This is a genomic window from Haloarcula sp. JP-L23, assembly GCF_011602445.1.
GTDB classification, from domain to species: domain Archaea; phylum Halobacteriota; class Halobacteria; order Halobacteriales; family Haloarculaceae; genus Haloarcula; species Haloarcula pellucida.
Genome location: NZ_CP050014.1, coordinates 384,802 through 406,733, shown reverse-complemented (window position 1 = coordinate 406,733; position 21,932 = coordinate 384,802). Strand labels below are relative to the sequence as shown.

The following is a 21,932-nucleotide window of genomic DNA, read 5'->3' as shown; positions in this document are numbered from 1 at the left end:
CCGTGCATCAATAAATGTCGCGCTATCTGCGGTCGGTGCGTCCTACTCGCTGTCGGGGAACTGGACGTGGCGCTCCATCCCGTCCTCGGCGACGAAGGCCTCGCCGTCGAAGCGCTCGCGGGCCTCCCCGGCGAGTGTGCCGGCCCGTCCGGCGTAGCGCGTCGAAATGTGGGTCAGCGCCAGCGACCGGACGCCCGCTTGCTGGGCCACGTCGGCGGCCTCTTTCGCGGTAGAGTGGGCCGTCGCCTTCGCCCGTTCCTTCCGGTCCTCGGCGAAGGTGGCATCGTGGACCAGCAGGTCTGCCCCCTCGCTGGCCTCGATGACCGACTGGGTCGGGAGCGTGTCGCCGGTGTAGACGACCGTCCGACCGGGCCGCGACGGGCCGACGACTTCCTCGGGGTGGACGGTCCGGCCGTCGTGTTCGACGGCCTCGCCGCGGTGGAGTTTCGAGTACTTCGGTCCCGGCGGGATGCCCAGTTCCTCCTCGGCCTTCTGGCGGTCGAACTCGCCCTTGCGGTCGTCCTCGGCGAGGACGTACCCGACAGAGGCACAGCGGTGTTCGGTCGCGATGGCACGTACCTCGTACTCCGGGCGGTCGAGTACGGTGTCGCCGGCCGACACCTCGTTGATACGGACCGGGTAGGAGGGGGTGGTCCCGTTGGCCTCGATGAGTTGCTTGACGTTCCCGCGGGTGCCCGCCGGCGTGTGGATGGCGACGGGGTCCTCGCGGTCGTTGAAGTCGAACGTCTGGAGGAGGCCCGGAATCCCAAGCACGTGGTCGCCGTGGAGGTGGGTGACGAAGAGGTGGTCGACGGCGAACCCGGTGCCGTAGCGCATCATCTGGCGCTGGGTGCCTTCGCCGCAGTCAAAGAGGAGGTAGTCGCCCTCGCGGTTGACGAAGATACTGCTTGTGTTTCGCTGGGTCGTCGGGATGGCACCGCTCGTCCCGAGGAACGTCACTCGCATCGTCGTACCGTCGGCCGCCGTCGCGTAAACGCGTGTCGAAAGCCGGCCGCCAAAGCCGACCTTTCGAGCGCTAACGTGTGCCTTGCACTCGGATGGCCCTCTCTTCGGTTCTGAACGGTCGTGGCGGTTTATCGGTCCAACCCGTGTCCCACCGCCCGCGTCGTCAACGAACTGACGCTACTGATTCACATGACACGGACTAAATTCGTCGCTGTGTTTTTGGCTGTCCTTGTGACCGGGATGCTCGCCGCGCAAGCGGTGGTTGCGGTACCCGGTATGACGGCACAGCAGGACACGCCGGAGACAGACAACGCGACACAGGCGGACAACGAGACGACAGCCAACCAGACTACTCTCACACCCTCGGTCACGTTCGACGACCAGGAGTCCGACGGGACGACCGTAACGGTGTCGAACGTCACGGTCCCGGACGGCGGGTACGTCGTCATCCACGACGAAATACTGCAGCGCGGTGACGCGCTCAACAGCGCTATCGGCGTCTCGGAGTATCTCGAACCCGGTCAGTACGACGAAGTGACCATCACGCTGTACGACGTCCCCGGTGCCGACTTCGGTCCGGAGACGACGGACGACGAGGCGACGGATAACGAGACCGCAGCGAACGAGACTGAGACGGGAACCGAGACGGGAACCGAGACGGCAACTGAGACGGGAACCGAGACGGGAACCGAGACGGCAACTGAGACGGGAACCGAGACGGCAACTGAGACGGCAACTGAGACGGGAACCGAGACGGGAACCGAGACGGGAACCGAGACGGGAACCGAGACGGCAACTGAGACGGGAACCGAGACGGGAACCGAGACGGGAACCGAGACGGCAACTGAGACGGGAACCGAGACGGGAACCGAGACGGCAGACGAGGGTCCGCAGGTGACGCTGACTGAAGACCAGACCCTCACGGCGATGCTCCACGTCGACAGCAACGACAACCAGACGTTCGACTACGTCAGTACGTTCAGTCTGGAGGACGGCCCGTACGTCGTTGACGGCGAACTGGTGACCGACAGCGCGAACGTGACTGTCGCCGACGCCGGGAACGAAACCACCGAGACGGAGACGCCGACCGAGGGCGGCACCGAGACCGCCACGCCCACCGAGTCGGGTACCGGCACGGAGACGCCGACCGAGGGCGGCACCGAGACGTCGACGGAGACGGGCACCGAGACCGGCACGCCCGGTGAATCCACTGGCTGATACCGGAACTCCCGCGACACGCCGACGGAGACTCACGGACAAAGCTCGTCTTTCTTTCGCTAACTCTGCCTTAGCAATCGGTTGGCCGGACCTTCGACTCTGAACTGTCTGAGCCGTTTATCGGCGCTCCTTCCTACCCATCGTTCGCGTCGTCGACCCACTGACGACACGAATTAAGCCATGATACGAACCAGAACGCTCGCCGTATTGCTCGCATTGATAGCCACCGGTGCGGTCGCCACGCAAGTCGCCGCCGTCCCCGGAGTAACACCACAACAACAGGACGGTTCGACAGCCCAATCGGCGTCGTTCACCGTCGATATCCTGTCGGCTCCCGAGAGCGCTGCACCCGGGTCGACCGTCACCGTCACCGCGGAGGTGACCAACGACGGCGCCCAGCGCGGCACGCAACCGGTCGAGTTCCGGGTCGGTGGTGCCGTCGCCGACCGGGCGGTCCTCACGCTCGCCCCCGGCGAGAGCCAAGTCGTCACGTTCACCGCCGACACGGGTGGGCTCGACCCCGGTGACTACCGCCACGGCGTGTTCACCCGCTCGAACGGACAGACGGCCGAACTCGTCGTCTCGGAGTCGTTCACTATCGAGGACTTCGACGCACCCGACACCGTCGAGGCCGGTGACACGGTTACCGTCGACGTCGAACTGGAGAATCCGAACGACTTCGACACCACGCAGAACGTCTCGTTCTGGCTCGCTGGCTCGCTGGTCGAGACGCAGGCGGTCACTATCGACGACGAGGACGACGAGGACGTGACGTTCAACGTCTCGACGGAGGGCGCCCCGCCCGGCACGTACGTCCATAGCGTGTTCACCCGCGACGATGGTCAGTTCGCCGAGATTACCGTCGAAGAGCCGGGGCCGGAGACCGCCTCGGTCGTGATGAACGATCAGGAGTCCGACGGCACGACCGTCACCGTCGACGAACTGGTCGTGCCGAGCGACGGGTACGTGACGATTCACGACAGTAGCCTGCTGGAGGGCAACGTCGTCGGGAGCGTCGTCGGCGTCTCGGAGTACCTCGAAGCGGGCGAGTACGAGAACGTCACGGTCACGCTGTTCGACGTCGAGGGTGCCGAGTTCAACGAGACGGCACTGACCGAAGACGGGACGTTCATCGCGATGCCGCACAACGAGACGACGGGTGACGAGACGTACGACTTCGTCGCCAGCGACGGTGCCGACGACGGCCCGTTCCTCGCTGACGGCGAACCCGTGGTCGACGCCGCGAACGTCACTGTCGCCGGCGCGGACGAGAACGAGACGGAGGTACCCGAAGAGAACGAGACGGAGGTACCCGCCGACAACGAGACGGAGGCACCGACGGCGAGCGTGACCCTCGACGACCAGAGTTCGGACGGGACGACCGTCGTCGTGACCGACGTCTCCGTCTCCGAGGGCGGCTACGTCGTCATCCACGACAGTAGCCTGCTGGAGGGCAACGTCGTCGGGAGCGTCATCGGCGTCTCCGAGTACCTCGAACCCGGCGAGTACGACGAGGTGACCGTCGAACTGTTCGACGTGTCCGGTGCCGGCTTCGCCGAACCGACCCTGACCGAGAACCAGACGCTCATCGCGATGCCGCATCTGGAGACGACGGACGACGAGACGTACGACTTCGTCGCGAGCGCTGGCGACGACGACGGACCCTATGTCGCGGACGGCCAACCCGTGACCGACGCGGGGAACGTCACCGTCGTCAACGAAACCGCTGGCTGACGACACTGTCACACGTTCACATTTTTATCCCTGGCTGTCGTACCCCGCGCCATGAAGTTCGTCATCGTCGGGTACGGTCGCGTCGGTACCCGGACCGCACGCATCCTCCAGAGCGAAGGCCACGACGTCGTCATCGTCGAATGGGAACCGGAGAAGGTCGACCGGGCCAGAGACGATGGGTTCACCGTCGTCGCCGGCGACGGCAGCGAGGAGTCGGTCTTAGAAGAAGCCGGCATCGACACCGCCGACGCCATCGGCGGCCTCACCGGGGACCTCAACACGAACTTCACGGCCTGTATGATCGGCAAGGAACACGGCTGTCGGACCGTCCTCCGCATTGACGCCGACTACCGCGAGGAGATTTACGAGAAGTACGCCGCCGATGTCGACGAGATAATCTACCCCGAACGTCTCGGCGCTGCCGGCGCAAAGACGGCACTGCTGGGCGGGGACTTCAACGTCCTCGCGGACCTGACCGAACGCCTGTCTATCGCCAGCGTCGAGGTGCCCGAGGGCTCGCCGGTCATCGGTAAGCGCGTCGTCGAGGTGGAGTTGCCGGGCGACGCCCACATCTACGCCCACGGTAGCAGCCACGAACCGATGACGATTCCGCTCCCGCAGACGGTCATCGAGGCCGGCGACAGCGTCGCCGTGATGGCTGCACCCGACGGCCTCGACGACGTTCGGGCGTCGCTCAAGGGCGGGACCTGAGGCTGCCTGCGGCGTGTCTGTGAAGAACGGAAAGGGGGTGCGGTGTCCGGGCGCGCGCCGGGAGGATGGGATGCGCTGCAAGCACGCAAGCAGCGGTGTAGATTGCCGTTGCGCGCCCGTATCGAGGGGAGAGTCCCGTCCGATATAAACTCCCGTCAGACGGACGGCACACGACACGGCTTTTTCCCTTGCCCGTCGTCCCCTCACGCATGAGTTGGGCTGACCTGTTCGAGCGAGCGCGGGCACACGAGACGAGCGTCGACGCGGTGCGGGAGCGACTCCGGGCGCACCGCGGGGAGGCCGACGATGACTGAGGCCGCGCCCGCCCGCGTCGTCGCCGACGCCGACGTCCTCGCGGCGGACGTGCTCTGTGGTGACGACAACCCTGCCCGCGATGCACTCGACCACGTCCGGCGACACTCGTGGGTTACCCTCGTCGCCAGCGACCCGCTACTGGACGACGGCGAGGCCGTGATTCGGGACCTGAGCGACGACTCGCTCGCAGAAGCGTGGCGCGAGCGAATCGAGCGCGAACGCGAAGCGGTCGAACACCCCGAGGACGACCACCCGGCGCTGGCCTCCGCCTATCGCGGCGACGCCGCGCACCTACTCACCTACGAGGAGAGTCTCCGGAGCGCGAAGGCCGGGCTCTCGCTCCAGTCACACATGCCGGTGAGCGTCCGGTCGCCCGACGCGTTCGCCCGCCTGTTCGACCCGGCATCGCTGTACGAGGCCGTCGAAGGCGGCGAGTATCCCGGTCCCGACCGGGACCCGCGGGCCTAGTCGTCGGCGCTCGACGCGACAGCCGTCACCCGTTGCCGGTCCGCAGCGCCGTCGCCGACCGCGAATGCCGTCAGCAGGTCGTACAGGTCGTCGGTCCGGTCGGCGACGGCACGGACCTCGTCGGTCACCTCGGAGATGCTTGCGGTCTGTTGCTGGGTCGCGGCGGCGACGGACTCGGCCTCCGCCTTCGTCTGGTCGCTCACGGTCGCTACCTCGTCGACCGCCACGACGACTTCCTGTGTCGTTTCGGCCTGCTGGGCGGTCGCGTCGGAGATCTCCTGGATGGCGTCGTTGACCTCGCCGACCACGTCGACGATGTCCTCGAAGTCCCGCAGCGTCGACTCGATGGTGTCGGTGCTGTCGACTACGCGCTCGTTCGTCGCTTCGACATCGCTGACGGTCTCGCTGGCGGCCGTCTGGACCGCCTCGATGCGCTCGGAGACGTCCGCGGCGGCGTCGCGCGTCTCCTCGGCCAGTGACTTCACCTCGTCGGCGACGACGGCGAACCCGTCGCCCTCGACGTCGGCCCGCGCCGCCTCGATGGAGGCGTTCAGCGCCAGCATGTTCGTCTGCTCGGCCACGTCGGTGATGAGGTCGACCACCTCGTCTATCTCGGCGATCTGCTCGACGAGGCCGTCGACCGACGTGGCGATGTCGTCGATGCGGCCCGTCATCGTCTCCAGTTCCTCGATCGCGTCGGCGGCCTCCTCGCGACCCTCCCGCCCACGGGCCGCGGCCCGTTCGGCCGTCTGGGCGGCGTCGTCGGCGGTGGCCGCTATCTCCTCGACGGTCGCCGACAGCGTGTTCATGTCGTCTGCGACCCGGTCGTGACGGTCGGACTGCTGGCTCGCGCCCGCGGAGATCTCCTGCACCGAGCGGGCTATCTCGTCGCTGGCCCGGTCTATCTCGGCGACGCTCTCGGTGACGCTGTCGCTGGTCTCGGCCACCTCGTCGGCGAACTCGGTCACCTCGCCGACGGTGTCCGCGAGCGTCGTCACGAGGTCGTTGTAATCGGCGACGACCCGCTGGAACTCCTCGTCGACGTCGTCGAACTCGGCGTCGATAGTCGCGGTCAAATCGCCCGTCTTCGCCCGCTCTGCCGCGTCGCCGAAGGCCGTCACCAGTTCCGAGAGCGCCGCGGACCGGCGTTCGAGGTCCTCGGTCATCTGCTGGAGTTCGGTCGTGTACTCGTCTACGTTGGTCGCCATCCGGTCCAGCGACTCCCCGAAGGTGCCGGGGACGTCCTCGTCCATGACCGGGTCGTCGAACGCCTGCCGCGAGAGCGCGTCGGCCTGCCGAGACACCGTCTCCAGCGACGATTGCATGGCGCCGAAGGAGGCCAGTAGACTCGCTACCTCGTCCTCGCGGTCGCTGTCTGGCACGTCGACGTCGACCTCACCGTCGGCGATGCGGTCCGCACGCTCCGAGAGCGTGACGACCGGGTCGACGAAGTCCTCGCGGGTGATGAACACCGTGTTGGCGAAGGCCAGCGTCGCGCCGGTCAGCAGAAGTCCGGTGAGAGCGACCTGTGCGACACCGCTCAGGAGGAACGCGACGGCGGCGAGTGCGACCGAGGCCGCAAACTGGAGGCCGACGGCTGCCAGTACCTTCCGCTCGACGGAGCCAGCGACTCCGAACACGTCGAGCGACCTGCGTATCAGTCCCTTGTACCGTCGGATGAACGTGTTCGACATACGCCGGTATTTGCCAGTACGGTATTTCAATACACGGAGCCGTTCTCAAAATTCGAAAAGGGGGACGTCAGCTGGACGGCCGCTCTGCCATGGAGACTGTGCCTCTCTGACTCGGCTTTCAGCCGTGAGACTCAGCGCCCACCGTTGACCCACGTCGCGACCCGGCGGACGACCGGCCGCGGCGTCACCCGACCCAGCAGGTCCACGACCCGCATCGCCCGACTCGGGACCACGACCGTCTCGCCGGCCATCAACCCCTCGTAGGCCGATTCGGCGACGGCCTCGGGCGTGTTCGAGGTGAGGCGACCGACCGCCGAGTCGCCCATCCCGGCCCGGGACTGGAACTCGGTGTCGACGGGGCCGGGACACAGCAGCGTCACGGCCACCTCGTCTCGCAACTCCGCGGCGATAGCCTCGGTGAAACTGTTGACGTAGGCCTTGCTGGCGTAGTAGCCCGCGAGGTTCGGTCCCGGCTGGAACCCGGCGACGGAGCCGACGTTCAACACTTTCCCGCCGCCGTCGAACTCGTCGAGGAAGCGGCGCGTGAGTTCGACGGGCAAGACGACGTTCAGTCGCAATTGGGTGCGCTCGGCGTCGAGGTCGCTCTCGGCGAACGGCCCGTAGGTGCCGACGCCGACGTTGTTGACGAGGATATCGACGTCGAGGCCGCGCTCGGTGACTGTCTCGTGTAAATCCTCGGCCGCCGAGGCGCTGTCGAGGTCCATCGCGACCGTTTCGGCAGCCACGCCCTCGCGTTCGAGGTCGGCGGCCAGCGATTCGAGACGCTCCTCTCGCCGGGCCACCAGCACCACGTCGTGGCCGTGGCCGGCGAACTCGCGAGCCAGCGCTTCGCCGATGCCCGCCGACGCCCCCGTAATCAGGGCCGTGCCGCGTTCGTTCATCGCTCGGCGTTCCCCTCACGCCCGTCCGGTCGTTTGGGGTGTACCGCCGTCGCTTCGCGCCGTCGGTGCAACTTCCGAAAGACGTGGTCGCGTCTTTCGACGTACGCCTCGCTCATCGCTCGGCGTACCACTCCGCGAACTTCGCCAGCGCCCGCCCGCGGTGGGAGACGGCGTTTTTCTCCTCGGTGCTCATCTCGGCGAACGTCGTACCGTCGTGTTCGAAGATGGGGTCGAACCCGAACCCGCCGTCACCGCGCGGCGCGACGATTTCGCCGGGGACACGCCCCTCGAACAACTTGACCGGGAGCGACTCCTCGCCGCCTTGTACCTGTTCGTCGGTGGTCGCGGCCCCGCGTTCGTCGCTGGCGAGGTCCTGTCCCCGTCGCTCGTCCCTATCGACCGGTTCCGGCGTCGCCGCGAAGTCCTCGCCGTCGCAGTAGGCGATGACCGTCTTGAACGCGGCGGCGTGGTCGTCTTCGGGTTCGGTCATCCGCCAGACGCCCTCGACGCCGACGGTGTCCTCGACGTACGAGGAGTACGGACCGGGGAAGCCGTCGAAGGTATCGATGAACAGGCCGGCGTCGTCGACGATGACCGGCCCGTCGGCGGCCCGGTAGGCCGACCGTGCGCCGTGGGCCGCGACCGCCCCCAGATCGTCGGCCTGAATCTCGGGGTAGTCGAAGTCGAACTGAACCACCTCGTCGTCCAGATACTCGGTCGCCTCCCGGACCTTCCCGGGGTTGGTCGTCACGAAATTGAGCATACCGAGACAGGGCGGGCGGCGACAAAAGAAGCGTCGGTCCGTCGTGTGGACCGCTCTCGGTCGACTCTGTCTCAGTCGACGACGACTTCGACGGGTTCGTCCTTCTCGTCTCCGTCCTCGAAGCCCTCGGACCCGCTGTTGCGTTCCAGATACAGCATGGCGCCGGCGACGAGGAGGACGACCCACGACCGCCAGTTGGCGAGGTTCAGCGTGTAGCCGATGCCGAACGGTTTCTCGACGAGCATCCCGTCACCGGGCTGCCAGTACGACGACACTAACCGCTTGAGACTCGGTCGCTCGAAGTTGTACGGCACGCCAAACAAGGTCCCTGACTGCGGTTTGTCTGCCATACGCCCGTGTACTCACCCCGACGTTAAGTCGTTTGTCACTACCCACTTTTTACTGCGGTGGATGTCCTCGCTCACTCCGTTCGCTGCGGGCACCCCCCTTGCAAAAACATGGGAAAAACGGCCGGCCGCTCACTCCGTTCGCGGCCGGTGAACCGCCTCGCTTCGCTCGGCGGACTGTTCGATGGCACGCCTCCCCCGTCTTCGCGGCACTGAGACCGCTCCCGGCCACCGTCCGGCGTGTTCACTCGACGGACGTGAGATACACGGCGAGCACCGCCATCCCGATGCCGGCGGCCTTCCGCGCTGTCAGGGACTCCTCCAGAAAGAGGATGCCGATGACGGAACTGGTCGCGATGAACATTCCGAAGATGGGGACGACGACGCTGACCGGGCCGGCCGCCAGCGCCCGGTAGTACGCGATGATGCCGACGGTCAGTGCGATGCCGGCGCCGTAGGCGTACACCGCGTCCTCGTGGCTGAGGTACTTCGCCACCGAGAGGTCGGTGGCGACGACGAGGCCGATGGCGGCGACGATTAGTATCCCGTTGGAGATGAGGAGGACGACGTCGCTGGGAATCTCGGCCGTCGCCAGTTTCGCCAGCGGCGGGACGAGCGTGTAGCCGACGAGCGCGAGCACCGCCCACGCGATGTAGTTCATACGCTGGGTGACAACTGGGAGGCCCGTGTGCGTTCCGGTTACTGGTACCGGCCGCGCCCCTCGATGTCCTCGAGGCTGGCGAAGACCGACTCGGCGTGGTCGCTCTCTGCCCGGTAGGCGTCCTCGGCCGCGGCGAGCAGCGTCTCGGGGTCGTCGGCGGTGCCCGAGAGCGACTGGGCGAGGACGTGGAGGTCCATCGCGTGGTCCTCGGGTTCGTCGGTGTAGTAGCCCAGACCGAAGTCGATGAGGAAGACGCGGCCGTCCTCGCCGGCGTCGACGCGGACGTTTCTGGTCGTCGGGTCGCCGTGGACGAACCCGGCGTCGTGGATGCGGGCGAGGTGGCGGCCGACGGCGGCCACGCGCTCCTCGGTCAACGCCTCCCGCAGGTCCGACTCGCCGACTCGCTGGAACACGAGTCGGGCCTCGTCGGGGTCGGTGTCCAGTACCAGCGGCGTCGGGACGCCGTGTCGTCGGGCCTCGCTGGTGAGACGGGCTTCCTGTCGGGTCCGTTCGATTCGCAACCGTTCGTCGAGCGCCGGATGGCGGTAGCTTCGAGGGACCCGGTCCTTGACGACGCGGTCGGCCTCGATGGTGACCGTCGCCTCGGCGCCCTGTACCTCGGTCTCCGTCTCGACCACGCGGTCGACGGATTCCTCGGGACCGCGCCACGACACCGCGACTTCGTCGGGTCGGAAGTTCGAGTCGATACCCGATTCCTCGATAGCGAGGGTGTCGCCTGCGGCGTACATCTTCGCGCCGAGGATGGCTATCATCCCAGCGTTGTCCCGCAGGAAGCGGTCCTCCGGCGCGAAGAAGTCGGCGCCGCGCTGCTCGCACATCTCGCGGAGCATCCGCTGGAGGCGGTCGTTCTGGCCGACGCCGCCGCCCAGCACCAGTTCGTCAGCGCCGGTCAGCGACAGCGCTCGCTCCGAGACCTCGGTCAACATGGCGAAGATGGTCTCCTCCAGTCCGCGACAGACGTCCTCGACCGGCACGTCGTCGTCGTACGCCTGCTTCGCGGCGCTCATGATGCCCGAAAACGAGAAGTCCATCCCCTTGACGACGTAGGGAAGCGGGTGAAAGTCGCCGTCGCGGGCGTGTCGTTCGACCTTCGGACCGCCGGGGTGTTGCCAGCCGACGTGCCGGGTGAACTTGTCGATGGCGTTGCCGACGCCGGTGTCCATCGTCTCGCCCAGCACGCGGTAGCGGCCGTTCCGGTAGCCCAGCAAGTGGGCGTTCGCGCCGGAGGCGTTCAGACAGACCGGCGACTCGAACCCGGAGCGGTGGCGTCCGACTTCGAGGTGGGCGACCATGTGGTTCACACCCACGAGGGGGACGTCGAACCGCTGGGCGACGGCGCGGGCGGCGGTGCCGACGATGCGGAGACAGGGACCGAGACCGGGCCCGCGTGAGAAGGCCACGGCGTCGATCGGTGGGTCGTCGCCACCTGCCCGTTCGCGGGCGTGGGCGATGGCCGTCTGGACGACCTCGGGAATCGCCTCGCCCATGTGTTCGGCGGCTTCGCGCGGGTGGATGCCGCCGCTCTCGGGTTGGTAGGCGTCGCTCTCGATGAAGACGTGTTCCTCGTCGGTTGCCCGGGTAGGGTCGTCAGTCTCGAACAGCGCAGCACTGGCTGCCCAGGCGGTACCTTCGATACCGAGAACGCGCATGGAGTGGCCTTACTTCCACTCGGTGTAGCCGCACTTGCCGCAGTGCTTGCGGTCGTCGTGGTCGGCCAGCACCGTGTCACCGCAGCGCGGGCAGTTCTCCTTGACCAGTTCGCCGTCCTCGTAGTACTCGTTGCGGGCCATCTATGCTTCCTCCGCCTCTTCCTCGCCGTCGGCGACGATCTTGTTGCGTTCGAGCATGTGGTCCTGCTCGACGTCACGGGCGTACTCGGGGCTGTCGTAGACCTTCGCGTAGCCGACCGTCTTGCGCATGCCGAACTTCGTGTCGAGTTCGTGGATGACGACTTCCTCGGCGTCCTTGTTCAGCGTCGCCGCCAGAGAGTCACGCACAGAGAGACGGGACGGCGTCGCTTCGTCGTGGACGACCTCGAATCGGACGTCCGTTCGGTGCAACATGGGATTCGTTTCTTCCTCGATGATGTCGATATCCATGGTTCGTTGTCCATAGATTCCCGCCGAAGCGCCTAAAAGGATTTCGAAGCCGCAACTCTCGGTTCTCGGGGATGTCACTGGTGTGCAGTTCACACGGCTACGTCTGTAGCTGAGCCAGCAGCCGCGAGAGGTGAATTCGCTCGTTGGCCGCGTCGGTCAGCGCCATGTCCGTCTCGCCGGCCAGTCGGTGGACTTCGGCGAGCCGCTGGCCGGAGTACCGCGACCGGGCGACGCCGAGCAGTTCCTCCAGTACGTCGTCGGCGCCGTACCCCTCGTCGACGAGCAGGTCGTCCAGCGTCGAGCGCGCGTCCGAGAAGCGCCCCTCCTCGGCGGCCTCGACCATGTCTTCGACCGCGTCGTCGGCCTCGACGTCGGCCAGCACCTCGTAGGCCGTCTCCATCGTCACCTCGCCGGCCTCCTCGTAGGTGGTCTGTGTGGCGAGGATGGCCTGCCGGAGGTCGCCCTCGGCGTACCCGGCGACGTACTCCAGTCCGTCGTCGTCGTGGTCGGCGTCCTCGGCCGTGACGACGTCTCGAAGCACCGACACCGTCTCCTCGTGGGTCGGCGCCCGCATCACGACGGGGAAACACCGCGAGCGGATGGGCGGAATCAGTGCCGAGGGCTGGCGGGTGGCGATGACGAACTGCGTGGCCTCGTAGTACTGCTCCATCACCCGGCGCAGGGCCTGCTGGAAGTCCTCGCGCATCCCCTCGGCGTTGTCGAGCAGGATGGTCTTGTAGGTGCCCGACATCGGCGTGTAGCTGGCCGACTCCTTCAGGACGTGGTTGATGAGGTCGGCCTTCGAGGACTCGCGCCGGCGCTTACTGTCGATAAAGGACGAGAAGCGCGGGTCGTTGGCCACCTCCTTCTTCGTCATGTCGAAGACGTCGGCGACGTTGAGTTCGGTGAAGTCGGCGTCGGGGTTGTCGTGGACCGTCTCGGCGAAGGCACGGACGCCGGCCGTCTTGCCGGCCCCCTTCGGCCCGTGGACCAGCAGGTTCATCGGCTCCTCGACGGCGCCCTGCAGGTGCTCGCGGGCCTTCTGCTGGGGGATGTCTTCGAGTGCCGGCGCGTGGGTCTCGGTCCACAACGGGGCGTCCATCTGTCGGCCGTGGGTAGGCGAGGCCCCGACAAGTATCCCGCGGTTGCGAGGATAGCGAGGGACCGAACACAGTGCAGTCCCTCGACAAAGCGCAGCGGCGAGTCCTGCGAGCCACGAGCAGTAGCGGGGGTCACGCTACTGCTCACGGGTCACTTCGTTCCCCGTTCGCTTCGAGGGCCGCTCACTTCGTTCGCGCCGCTCGCTAGCCCTCGAACAACTCCTCGAACACCTTCTGCTGGGCCGCACGGAGGTGCTGGTGGTACGTCGGCCGGGAGATGTCCATCGCCGTGGCGAGTTCGTCGCCGTCCACCTCGCGGGGCCACTCGAAGAACCCGCCGAGGAACGCGGTTCGGAGCGCCGTCTCCTGCCGGTCGGTGAACCGCTCGGCGAGCGACGCGCGGAACTCCTGTTGGGTCTGGACCGGCCGTTCGTGTTCGTGGTAGCCGACGAGGTCGGTGTTGCCGTAGTTGTCCTCGACCAGCGAGAACACCTCCCGGGCCTCGGTCTCGTAGGGGAGTTCGATGGCGTACCGGACGATGCCGCTCTCGCCGGAGATGGCCTTCGGTACCGCGCCGTGGTCGACAAGCGTCGCCAGCAGCGACTGCCCGACGGTGACGTCGAACAGGGCGCTGCCCCCGTGTTCGGCCACACAGGTGGCGCTGACGACGGCGTCGTCGTCGGTCAGTTCGGCGAGAATCGCCTCGCTGTCTCCGCCCTCGACCGTGAGGTACAGGCGGATGGCCCCGTCGTCCTGCGTGACCGCGCCGGCCGAAGTGAACGTCGCGCCCGTCGAAGCAGACAGTCTGCTCAGGAGGAGGTCGCGGTCGTCGACGGTGAACTCCAGTTCGACGACCTTGTCCGCCGAGAGAATCTTCCCGCTCTCGATGGCGTTGATGGCGTTGGCGACGGCCCGGCCCAACGCTTCGAGGACGACCTGCTCGCGGTCGTCGAAGGCGTCGGGTTCGTCGGCACAGACGTACAGGACGCCGTAGGTCGAATCGGTGTACGACAGCGGGATGGCCATCACCGAGGCGACGCCGGCCTCGCGGACGCGGTCGACCCACTCACGGTCGGCGGCCGCGAGGTCGTCCAGTATCTCGGTGGTGTGGTCGCTAAAGGCGACGCTGCCGGGTGTACCGTCGCCGATCGGGACCGAGAGGTCGTCCATCGCTATCGCGGCTTCGCCGCCCCACTCGCTGGGCAGCAGCGCGTTCCCGCGGACGTCGGGACGACCGACCCACGCGAAGGTGTAGGGGTCGGTCGCGGCCAGTTGCTCGCAGACGCCGACCTCGATGGCTTCGCGGGTGGTCGCCTCGACCAGCACCTCGACGGTGTTCTCGATGAGGCCGTTGATGCGGTCGAGGATGGTCGCGATGCGCTCTCGGGTCTCTCGGACTTCCTGTTCGCGCTTGGCGCGGTTGCACGCCGCCGCGGCGTTGGTCGCGAGCAGTGCGACGACCTGCCGGTCGATGTCGTCGAAGGCGTCGGGTTTCATCGACACGACGCTCAGCGTACCGTGAACGCCGATAGGGAAGTACAGTCCGGACTGGACCGCCGGGTCGGCGTCGTCGAGTTCGTGGGCCTCGCTCTGTGTCGTGGCTTCCCCGGACGCGAACACTTCTCCCGGTCGCCCCTCGTCGAGTGCGTAGACCGGGCGCTCGCCGAGTCGCTCGACCACTGCGTCCGTTGTCGCCGTCGGTCGCAACACCCGCTCGTCGGCGTCGTACAGCCGGACGACGGCCATATCGAGTCCGAGGACGCGTTCGGCCGCGCCCGCGACGATGGTCGCGACCTCCTCTCTACTGGGGGCTTGCATCAGCGCCCGGGAGGTCTCCTGTAGCGCAGAGAGCATCTCCTCGCGGCGCTTTCGTTCGGTGATGTCACGGATGACGCCCGCGGTGCCGCGAAACTCCCCGTCCGGTCCGTACAGCACCGTCATGTGGTCCTCGCAGGGCACCGTCTCGTCGTCCGCCCGCCGGAGTTCCAGTTCGAACGTCGTCCCCACGTCGTCGGGGCCGTCCGAGGAGAGCAACGCGGCGAGTTTCGACTCGGCCAGTTCGACCGTCTCGCGGTCCTTGATGACGCCCGTGTGTTCGCCGAGCAGTTCGTCGGCGTCGTAGCCGGTCAGGTCCGCCATCCCGCCGTTGACGAAGACGAATCGCCCCTCGTCGTCGAGCGCGTACACCCCGTCGTCCAGCGCTTCGATGACCTCGCCGTGGCGGTCGAACTCCCCGGCACCGACGGCCCCGGACCTGCGGTCGGCGGCCGCGACCGCTTGCTCGATGCGGTGGGCGAGGACGACGTACTGCCCGTCGGTCCCTCGCTGGACGTAGTCGGTCGTGCTATCTTCGAGGACGCCGTCGACGGCGTCGGCTGACCCAGTCCCGAAGACGACGACCGGGACGTCGGGACGGGTCTCCCGTAGCCCCGCCACCAGCGGTGGCACGTCGACACCGTCGCTCACGATACAGTCGACTGCGCCGACGGAACTCGCCGTCGCCTCGCCGTCGGCCGTCACCAGTTCGAAGTCGTCCCCCACCCGAGCCAGTGCGCGTGCCGTCTCCGCGACGGCGGCCTCGTCGCTCCCGCAGACGAGGACGGTAACCCCGCTATGCATACCTAACTGGTTAGCCCCTTCCACACAAGAATGTGTAGGTCCCGAAACGCCGACGCGCTCTCGTTACGGAGTGTGTCGCTCATCACCGGATGACACCGCGCACCGGGCCGCTCGACTGTCCGGTGTGTCTCCGCCGGTCGCCGGTTTCCAGACGTGTACCGCGTCTTCTTTGCCGTTGGAGCACTCCGCCAGCGGCGCCGCTCACGGGCCCGTCGTAACAGAATGCGCCGACCGGGAATTGAACCCGGGCTAGAGCCTTGGGAAGGCTCTGTCCTACCACTGGACCACCGGCGCGCTCACTTCGTTCGCGCTCCGTGGCTCGCAAACCCGGCGAGTTTGCTCACCACCGACGCACTGCACTCGCGCGGCGTGTCGCGATTCCTGCGGAACCGCTCGTCACCGACGCGTTCACTAACAGTTTCTACGACCGTCGCACTTGAACGTAGCGCTTCCGGCGGGACGTCCACAGGGTGGACACTGTCTCCGGATGTAGTCCGATCGCTGGACGCACGTCCGAAAATACCGCGTCGATGGATGGCTATTTGTTCGGTTAGGCCTACCGATAGGTATGGCCGAAGCCGACACCGTCGTGCGGGCGGATGACCCGCTCGACCTCACATTCTCGGAGGCCGAACTCGAAGCGCACCGCGAGCACATCACCGACTTCGTCGAGGGCCAACTCGACGCCGCGGGCGTCGACCGGGCGGTAATCGGCCTCTCGGGTGGCATCGACAGTACGCTGACCAGCCACCTCGCGGTCGAGGCACTCGGTCCCGACGCCGTCCACGGCCTCGTCATGCCCAGCGAGGTCAACCGCGCGGACAACATGAGCGACGCCGAACGGGTCGCCGACGAGTTGCTGGGCATCGAGTACGACGTCGTCGAAATCAACCCGCTGGTCGACGCGTTCCTCGACGCCTACCCCGGCGCCGAGGGCGACCAGTTGGCGGTGGGGAACCTCCGCGTGCGCTGTCGCGCCGTGCTGAACTACCTCGTCGGCAACCACGAGACGGCCCTCGTACTGGGCACCGGCAACCGGAGCGAGGCGCTGGTGGGCTACTACACGAAGTACGGCGACGGTGCCGTCGACTGCCACCCCATCGCGCCGCTGTACAAACAGCAGGTCCGCCAACTCGCGAAACACGTCGGCGTCCCCGACGACCTCGCCGAGAAGACGGCGAGCGCCGAGATGTGGAGCGGCCAGACCGACGCCACGGAGATGGGGATGGACTACGACACGCTCGACTCGATACTCGCGCTCCACGTCGACGGCGGCGTCCCGAAGGCCGCCACCGCCGACCACATCGGCGTCCCCGAATCCGTCGTCGAACGGGTCCGCGAGATGTACGAGTCCAGCGCCCACAAGCGCGCGATGCCGCCGGGGCCGGACCCGCTTTACTGACCACGTCTGCGCTCCGGACGTCGCCGTGCCGACTCGCACCCTGCTTTATTTGGGTGCCGACCGTCGGTCCGGTATGACGCGACGCGCGAACTACGCACGGTGTACGTTCCAGCAGCATCTCGGCCCGGACGAGGATTCCCTCGACGTTCCGTGGGCCGAGTTCTCCGGTGACAGCACCGATCCTGTCACCTTCGAGGTGCCGACCGACGTGCCGGCCGAACCGTACATCGAGATGCAGGTGTACGACGTCGACGCGTTCACGCACGAGATCTGCCTCAACGACGAGCCACTGTCGGGGTTCGACATCGCGCCGGGGTCCGGGTGGCAGTACTGGATGGACACCGTCGGCGCCGACCAACTCCACGCCGGGGCGAACACGCTCCAGTTCGAACGTGATCGGGACAGCGACGACGCCTTCGTCGTCGGGACGGCTATCGTCCACTGGAAAGAGCCCGCCGAGTAGATATATAAACCGGCGGCACGGGTGGGCAGACGATGTGCCAACCCGTCACACGATATTCTATGGTTTCGGTCGCAGTGTGGCGGTTTCACCGGTGGTCTGTGGATTCATATTGTCCCCGTGGTTCGCTCCTATCCTGTACTTTTATATAGAACCACATGCAATCTTTCGCTGACTATGAGCCAGCGCCAAATGCAGGGCCAGCCGATGATCATTCTCGGTGAAGACGCCCAGCGGATGAAGGATAAGTCCGCACAGGAGCACAACATCTCGGCCGCCCGCGCGGTCGCCGAGTCCGTACGCTCGACACTCGGACCGAAGGGGATGGACAAGATGCTCGTCTCCTCGATGGGTGACGTCACCGTCACGAACGACGGCGTCACCATCCTCACGGAGATGGACATCGACAACCCGACGGCCTCGATGATCGTCGAGGTCGCCGAGACGCAGGAAGACGAGGCCGGTGACGGCACCACCTCCGCCGTCGCCATCGCCGGGGAACTCCTGAAGAACGCCGAGGACCTCCTCGAACAGGATATCCACCCGACGGCCATCATCAAGGGCTTCGACATGGCCGCAAAGGAAGCCAAGGCCGAGATCAACGACATCGCGACCGACGTCGACCCCGACGACGAAGAACTCCTGAAGAAGGTCGCCGAGACGTCGATGACCGGCAAGGGCGCGGAACTCAACAAGGAACTGCTCGCCCAGATCATCGTCGATGCCGTCAACGCGGTCACCGTCGAAGCCGAGGACGGCTCCGTCGTCGCCGACCTCGAGTACCTCAACATCGAGACCCAGACCGGCAGCTCCGCCGGCGACTCCGAACTGCTCGAAGGCGCCGTCGTGGACAAGGACCCGGTCCACGAGGAGATGCCCACCTCGGTCGACGACGCGAAGGTGCTCCTGATGGACACCGCCATCGAACTGGACGAGACGGAAGTCGACGCCCAGCTTTCGGTCGACGACCCGAGCCAGCTCCAGAACTTCCTCGATAAGGAGGAACAACAGCTCAAGGACCTCGTCGACAAAGTCGAGGCCACCGGTGCCAACGTCCTGTTCTGCCAGAAGAACATCGACGACATGGCCCAGCACTACCTCGCCCAGAAGGGCATCCTCGCGGTCAAGCGCGCGAAGAAGTCCGACATCGAGTTCCTGAAGGAGGTCCTCGGCGCGAGCATCGTCTCGGACCTCGACTCGGCCAGCGAGGACGACCTCGGCCACGGCACCGTCTCCCGTGACGAGAACGAGGGGCTGTTCTACGTCGAGGGCGGCGAGGACGCACACGGCGTCACGCTCCTCCTGCGTGGCTCGACCGACCACGTCGTCGACGAACTCGAACGCGGCGTCACTGACGCGCTGGACGTCGTCGCCGCCACCGTCGCCAACGGCGCGGTGCTGGGCGGCGGCGGCGCACCCGAAATCGAGGTCGCCGCTCGCCTGCGTGACTTCGCCGACAGCGTCGAGGGCCGCGAACAGCTCGCCGTCGAGGCCTTCGCCGACGCGCTCGAAATCATCCCGCGCACGCTCGCGGAGAACGCCGGTCTCGACTCCATCGACACGCTGGTCGACCTGCGCGCCGCCCACGAAGAGGGCGACGTCAGCGCCGGCCTGAACGTCTTCACCGGCGACGTCGAGAACACGCTCGACACCGGCGTCGTCGAGCCGTCCCACGCGAAGACCCAGGCCGTCTCCTCGGCTGCAGAGGCCGCGAACCTCGTGCTCAAAATCGACGACATCATCGCTGCCGGCGACCTCTCGACGTCCGGCGACGGTGACGAAGGCGGCCCCGGCGGTCCCGGTGGCGCCCCCGGCGGCATGGGCGGCGGCATGGGCGGCATGATGTAAGCCACCTTTTTCGGCGTCACCTTTCCTCGCTCGCTTCGCTCGCTGCGGGAAGGCTCCTTGAAAAACGTGGGCGAAAAAGGCGGGACCTCGCTGCTCACGGCTCCGCCGTTCGCTTCGCGGTCGCAAGCGACCGCACACCTCTCGGTCCCGTGAACCGGCGCGCTGCGCGCGCCGGATGCTCACTGCGGTCCGTTTCTGCGAGACGCTGTCGGCGGTAGCTCACATCAAGAAGAACACGCCCGCACCGACCAGCCCACCGCCCAGAATCAGGTACATCGCGTCCACGTCCCGGGTGAAGAGGCCGAACGTCACCACTGCGAGGCTCACCCGGAACGGGTCGACGCCGGTCACGCCGAACGGTGACCCACCGACGACGGCGAAGGCGTCGACGGCGAGCGTCACCGTCGCGCCCACGATAGCGCCGACGACGGCGGCGTTGATGCCGTACAGCGCGGCCTGTACCGTCTCGTCGTCCCGGACGCGAGCGACGTAGGGGAACGCGCCGGTGATGAAGAGGAAGGAGGGGGCGAACGCGCCGAGCATGGCGACGAACGCGCCCAGCACGGCCCACCCGACCGACCCGTAGGCGTCGAGCATCAGTTTGTAGCCGACGAACGCCGTGGTCATCACGACCGGGCCGGGCGTCAACTGGCCGATGGCGATGCCGTCGACGAACTGCGTGGCGGTGAGCCACCCGAAGACGCCGACGACGTACTTCTCGATGAAGGGGATGAGGACGAGGCCGCCGCCGAAGATAAAGGACCCCGTGTACAGCATGAACAGGAACAGTTTGACCCAGAGGTTGCCCCAGACGGCCGCACCGACGGCGGTGAGCGCCGCCGGGAGCGGGAGTGTGTCACCGAGAACGGTCGCGGCGCGGGCGCGAAACGCGTAGAGGGTTCCGATTGCGACGGCGACGAGCGTTCCTAGCGAGGCGCGCCGCCAGTTGGCCCGGACCCAGTCGGGTCGGAACAGGAAGACGGCGACGGCTCCGGCGACGGCGAACTCGACGACCGGGTTCGGGTTCACGAGGACGGTGGCGACCAGCGCACCCGCGAGCAACCCGAACAGACGGAGGTCTATCGTCCACTCGTCGCCGCCGAGCGTGACCGTGAGGTCGGGTCGCCCCTCCCGCAGCGAACTCCGCCCCATCGAGTACGCCGCGCCGCCGATGAGGCCGATGACGACGGGGTTCACGCCGTAGAAGAACGCCTGCACCGACGGGAGTTGCCCGAACGCGAAGTAGACGTACGAGAGGGCGACGACGACGACGAACGTGGGCGCCATGAACGTCGCGCCGGCGACGAGCGCCCCCAGATTCCCGCCCCGGACCCACCCCATGAAGATGCCCAGTTGGGTCGAGGCCGGCCCCGGGAGCATGTTGCAGATGGCCAGCCCCTCCATGAACGTCGACTCGTCGGTCCACTCGCCGACGAGTTCGTCCTCCATCATCGCGATGTGGACCAGCGGCCCGCCGAATCCGACCAGCCCGAGTTTCAGGAAGAAGCGGGCGATGCCGGCGAGGCGTGACCGGGAGGCCGACCCCTTGTACTCGCTCGCGGCGTCCGCCGTCGCATCGGTGGTCGCGGGGTCGCCGGCCATACGCGATGTGACGGGGCATTGAACCAAAAATCTCGTCCACGGAGCGGTCCGGAGCACTCCGTATCCGTCCGGAGACTACGACTCGGTGACGGTCCCCCGGGGACACGCGAGCAGCGTCGAGGACACCGTCGACGTAATCGGTCCGACGCCGGGCACTCTGATTCGGTGACTGGCGCTGTTGCAGTCGAACCAGTTCCGGTCGACGCCGACCGTCGTCTGCCGGCCGTCGACGGGGACGCGAATCTCGACGGTGTAGGGTGCGGGCGTCAGCAGTTCGAACCGGCGGGCCGTGTCGGCGGCGTACTCGTCGCGGCGCTCCAGCGACGGGCCGTCGTCGGCCGCTCGCACACTGACCGCTATCTCGCGGGCGCTCGACCCGGCGTTCCACACCGCCACGTCGTGTGGCAGGTTGTCGCCCGGGTTCTCGACGCCCTCTCGTGTCCCGACCGCTATCGTCTCGACGACTCGCGTGGGGCCGGACGCGTCGTCGGCGTCGGTGGACCGCTCGGCGCTCGACGGTGACGCTGGCGTCGCTTCGGTCCCGGTTCCGTCTGGCTGTCGCCCGTCCGGCCCGGTGCTGTCGAGCGGCGAGACACAGCCAGCACCGAGAGCGGTACTCAGGAGGGCGAGATACGAGCGGCGCTTCATACCCTGTGCTGTCGGCCGAACGCAAAGTGCTTCGTGGTCGCTCAAACGGTCGCTGAACGACCGGCGCGTGCCGAATGCGGTTGGTCCGGCCACGCTACGGGGTCTCCTGTGCGGAGACTGTCCGACCGACCTTGCACGTGCCACGGTACCATGCAATAATTACCGCCACCTGGGAGCCGACAGGAGCGTGAAGTCGCCGGGAGAGGGCCTCTCGCCGGGCCGGATTCGGCGCTATAAATAACGGATAATTTATATCTCTGCACGCGGCGATTCGCTCGCCGACCCAGAAGAAGCTCAATTTTGCTGTCACAAACTCTCGGACGTCGAATCTCACACGTAGCGGCGACATCGGCC

The 21,932-nt window shown here is 66.9% G+C and carries 20 protein-coding genes and 1 tRNA gene; 7 read left to right on the top strand and 14 right to left on the bottom strand.

The window, feature by feature from the left end; all coding sequences use genetic code 11:
* Nucleotides 1-42 precede the first annotated feature (42 nt).
* Nucleotides 43-966 carry a ribonuclease Z gene (gene rnz, locus G9465_RS01950; RefSeq protein WP_166967032.1) on the bottom strand — a complete coding sequence of 308 codons (924 nt, stop codon included), beginning with the start codon at nucleotides 964-966 and terminating at the stop codon, nucleotides 43-45.
* A 276-nt stretch (nucleotides 967-1,242) separates the two neighbouring features.
* On the opposite strand from rnz, the gene G9465_RS01945 reads away from it, so the two are divergent.
* The 4 genes from G9465_RS01945 to G9465_RS01930 all read left to right on the top strand — a co-directional run bounded on the left by G9465_RS01945 (nucleotide 1,243) and on the right by G9465_RS01930 (nucleotide 5,412).
* Nucleotides 1,243-2,184, top strand: coding sequence for a hypothetical protein (locus G9465_RS01945; protein ID WP_166966274.1), 942 nt, complete (start codon nucleotides 1,243-1,245; stop codon nucleotides 2,182-2,184).
* Between the two features lie 180 nt (nucleotides 2,185-2,364).
* A complete protein-coding gene (locus G9465_RS01940) occupies nucleotides 2,365-3,918 on the top strand; it encodes a CARDB domain-containing protein (protein ID WP_166967030.1) in 1,554 nt (517 codons plus the stop codon).
* 51 nt (nucleotides 3,919-3,969) lie between these two features.
* A complete protein-coding gene (locus tag G9465_RS01935; RefSeq protein ID WP_166967028.1) occupies nucleotides 3,970-4,629 on the top strand; it encodes a TrkA family potassium uptake protein in 660 nt (219 codons plus the stop codon).
* Between the two features lie 306 nt (nucleotides 4,630-4,935).
* The gene (locus G9465_RS01930) at nucleotides 4,936-5,412 is read left to right on the top strand and encodes a hypothetical protein (protein ID WP_166967026.1); all 477 of its coding nucleotides are present in this window, start codon (nucleotides 4,936-4,938) and stop codon (nucleotides 5,410-5,412) included.
* Here G9465_RS01930 and G9465_RS01925 read toward each other — a convergent pair.
* The 11 genes from G9465_RS01925 to G9465_RS01875 all read right to left on the bottom strand — a co-directional run bounded on the left by G9465_RS01925 (nucleotide 5,409) and on the right by G9465_RS01875 (nucleotide 15,912).
* Nucleotides 5,409-7,106, bottom strand: a complete 1,698-nt coding sequence (locus tag G9465_RS01925; protein WP_166967024.1) for a methyl-accepting chemotaxis protein — start codon at nucleotides 7,104-7,106, stop codon at nucleotides 5,409-5,411. The two genes, G9465_RS01930 and G9465_RS01925, sit on opposite strands and share 4 nt — an antisense overlap.
* Nucleotides 7,107-7,237: 131 nt before the next feature.
* On the bottom strand, nucleotides 7,238-8,008 hold the full coding sequence (locus G9465_RS01920) for an SDR family oxidoreductase (protein ID WP_166967022.1): 771 nt from the start codon (nucleotides 8,006-8,008) through the stop codon (nucleotides 7,238-7,240).
* Nucleotides 8,009-8,120: 112 nt separating this feature from the next.
* Complete coding sequence (locus G9465_RS01915; protein WP_166967020.1) at nucleotides 8,121-8,771, bottom strand: non-canonical purine NTP pyrophosphatase; 651 nt, start codon at nucleotides 8,769-8,771, stop codon at nucleotides 8,121-8,123.
* A 71-nt stretch (nucleotides 8,772-8,842) separates the two neighbouring features.
* Entirely contained in the window at nucleotides 8,843-9,121 is a 279-nt protein-coding gene (locus G9465_RS01910; protein ID WP_166967018.1) for a DUF5808 domain-containing protein, read from the bottom strand.
* A gap of 241 nt (nucleotides 9,122-9,362) precedes the next feature.
* Nucleotides 9,363-9,779: an EamA family transporter gene (locus tag G9465_RS01905; RefSeq protein ID WP_166967016.1), complete on the bottom strand. Its 417-nt coding sequence runs from the start codon at nucleotides 9,777-9,779 to the stop codon at nucleotides 9,363-9,365.
* 38 nt (nucleotides 9,780-9,817) lie between these two features.
* A complete protein-coding gene (locus G9465_RS01900; RefSeq protein WP_166967014.1) occupies nucleotides 9,818-11,449 on the bottom strand; it encodes a bifunctional N(6)-L-threonylcarbamoyladenine synthase/serine/threonine protein kinase in 1,632 nt (543 codons plus the stop codon).
* A gap of 9 nt (nucleotides 11,450-11,458) precedes the next feature.
* Nucleotides 11,459-11,590 carry a 30S ribosomal protein S27ae gene (locus tag G9465_RS01895; RefSeq protein WP_135303338.1) on the bottom strand — a complete coding sequence of 44 codons (132 nt, stop codon included), beginning with the start codon at nucleotides 11,588-11,590 and terminating at the stop codon, nucleotides 11,459-11,461.
* Nucleotides 11,591-11,899, bottom strand: a complete 309-nt coding sequence (locus G9465_RS01890; RefSeq protein WP_166967012.1) for a 30S ribosomal protein S24e — start codon at nucleotides 11,897-11,899, stop codon at nucleotides 11,591-11,593.
* A gap of 97 nt (nucleotides 11,900-11,996) precedes the next feature.
* Nucleotides 11,997-13,001, bottom strand: coding sequence for an AAA family ATPase (locus G9465_RS01885; protein WP_166967010.1), 1,005 nt, complete (start codon nucleotides 12,999-13,001; stop codon nucleotides 11,997-11,999).
* A gap of 202 nt (nucleotides 13,002-13,203) precedes the next feature.
* The gene (locus tag G9465_RS01880; RefSeq protein WP_193571727.1) at nucleotides 13,204-15,618 is read right to left on the bottom strand and encodes a bacterio-opsin activator domain-containing protein; all 2,415 of its coding nucleotides are present in this window, start codon (nucleotides 15,616-15,618) and stop codon (nucleotides 13,204-13,206) included.
* 223 nt (nucleotides 15,619-15,841) lie between these two features.
* Nucleotides 15,842-15,912, bottom strand: a tRNA-Gly gene (locus tag G9465_RS01875).
* Nucleotides 15,913-16,186: 274 nt separating this feature from the next.
* Between G9465_RS01875 and G9465_RS01870 the strand changes: the two genes are divergently transcribed.
* The 3 genes from G9465_RS01870 to thsB all read left to right on the top strand — a co-directional run bounded on the left by G9465_RS01870 (nucleotide 16,187) and on the right by thsB (nucleotide 19,328).
* A complete protein-coding gene (locus tag G9465_RS01870; RefSeq protein ID WP_166967008.1) occupies nucleotides 16,187-17,020 on the top strand; it encodes an NAD+ synthase in 834 nt (277 codons plus the stop codon).
* A 73-nt stretch (nucleotides 17,021-17,093) separates the two neighbouring features.
* Nucleotides 17,094-17,483: a hypothetical protein gene (locus G9465_RS01865; protein ID WP_166967006.1), complete on the top strand. Its 390-nt coding sequence runs from the start codon at nucleotides 17,094-17,096 to the stop codon at nucleotides 17,481-17,483.
* Nucleotides 17,484-17,657: 174 nt separating this feature from the next.
* Nucleotides 17,658-19,328, top strand: coding sequence for a thermosome subunit beta (thsB, locus tag G9465_RS01860; protein WP_394353974.1), 1,671 nt, complete (start codon nucleotides 17,658-17,660; stop codon nucleotides 19,326-19,328).
* Between the two features lie 219 nt (nucleotides 19,329-19,547).
* Here thsB and chrA read toward each other — a convergent pair whose 3' ends face one another.
* Both chrA and G9465_RS01850 read right to left on the bottom strand, forming a co-directional pair.
* Entirely contained in the window at nucleotides 19,548-20,930 is a 1,383-nt protein-coding gene (gene chrA, locus G9465_RS01855; protein WP_166967004.1) for a chromate efflux transporter, read from the bottom strand.
* A gap of 75 nt (nucleotides 20,931-21,005) precedes the next feature.
* The gene (locus tag G9465_RS01850) at nucleotides 21,006-21,578 is read right to left on the bottom strand and encodes a hypothetical protein (RefSeq protein ID WP_166967002.1); all 573 of its coding nucleotides are present in this window, start codon (nucleotides 21,576-21,578) and stop codon (nucleotides 21,006-21,008) included.
* Nucleotides 21,579-21,932: the final 354 nt, after the last annotated feature.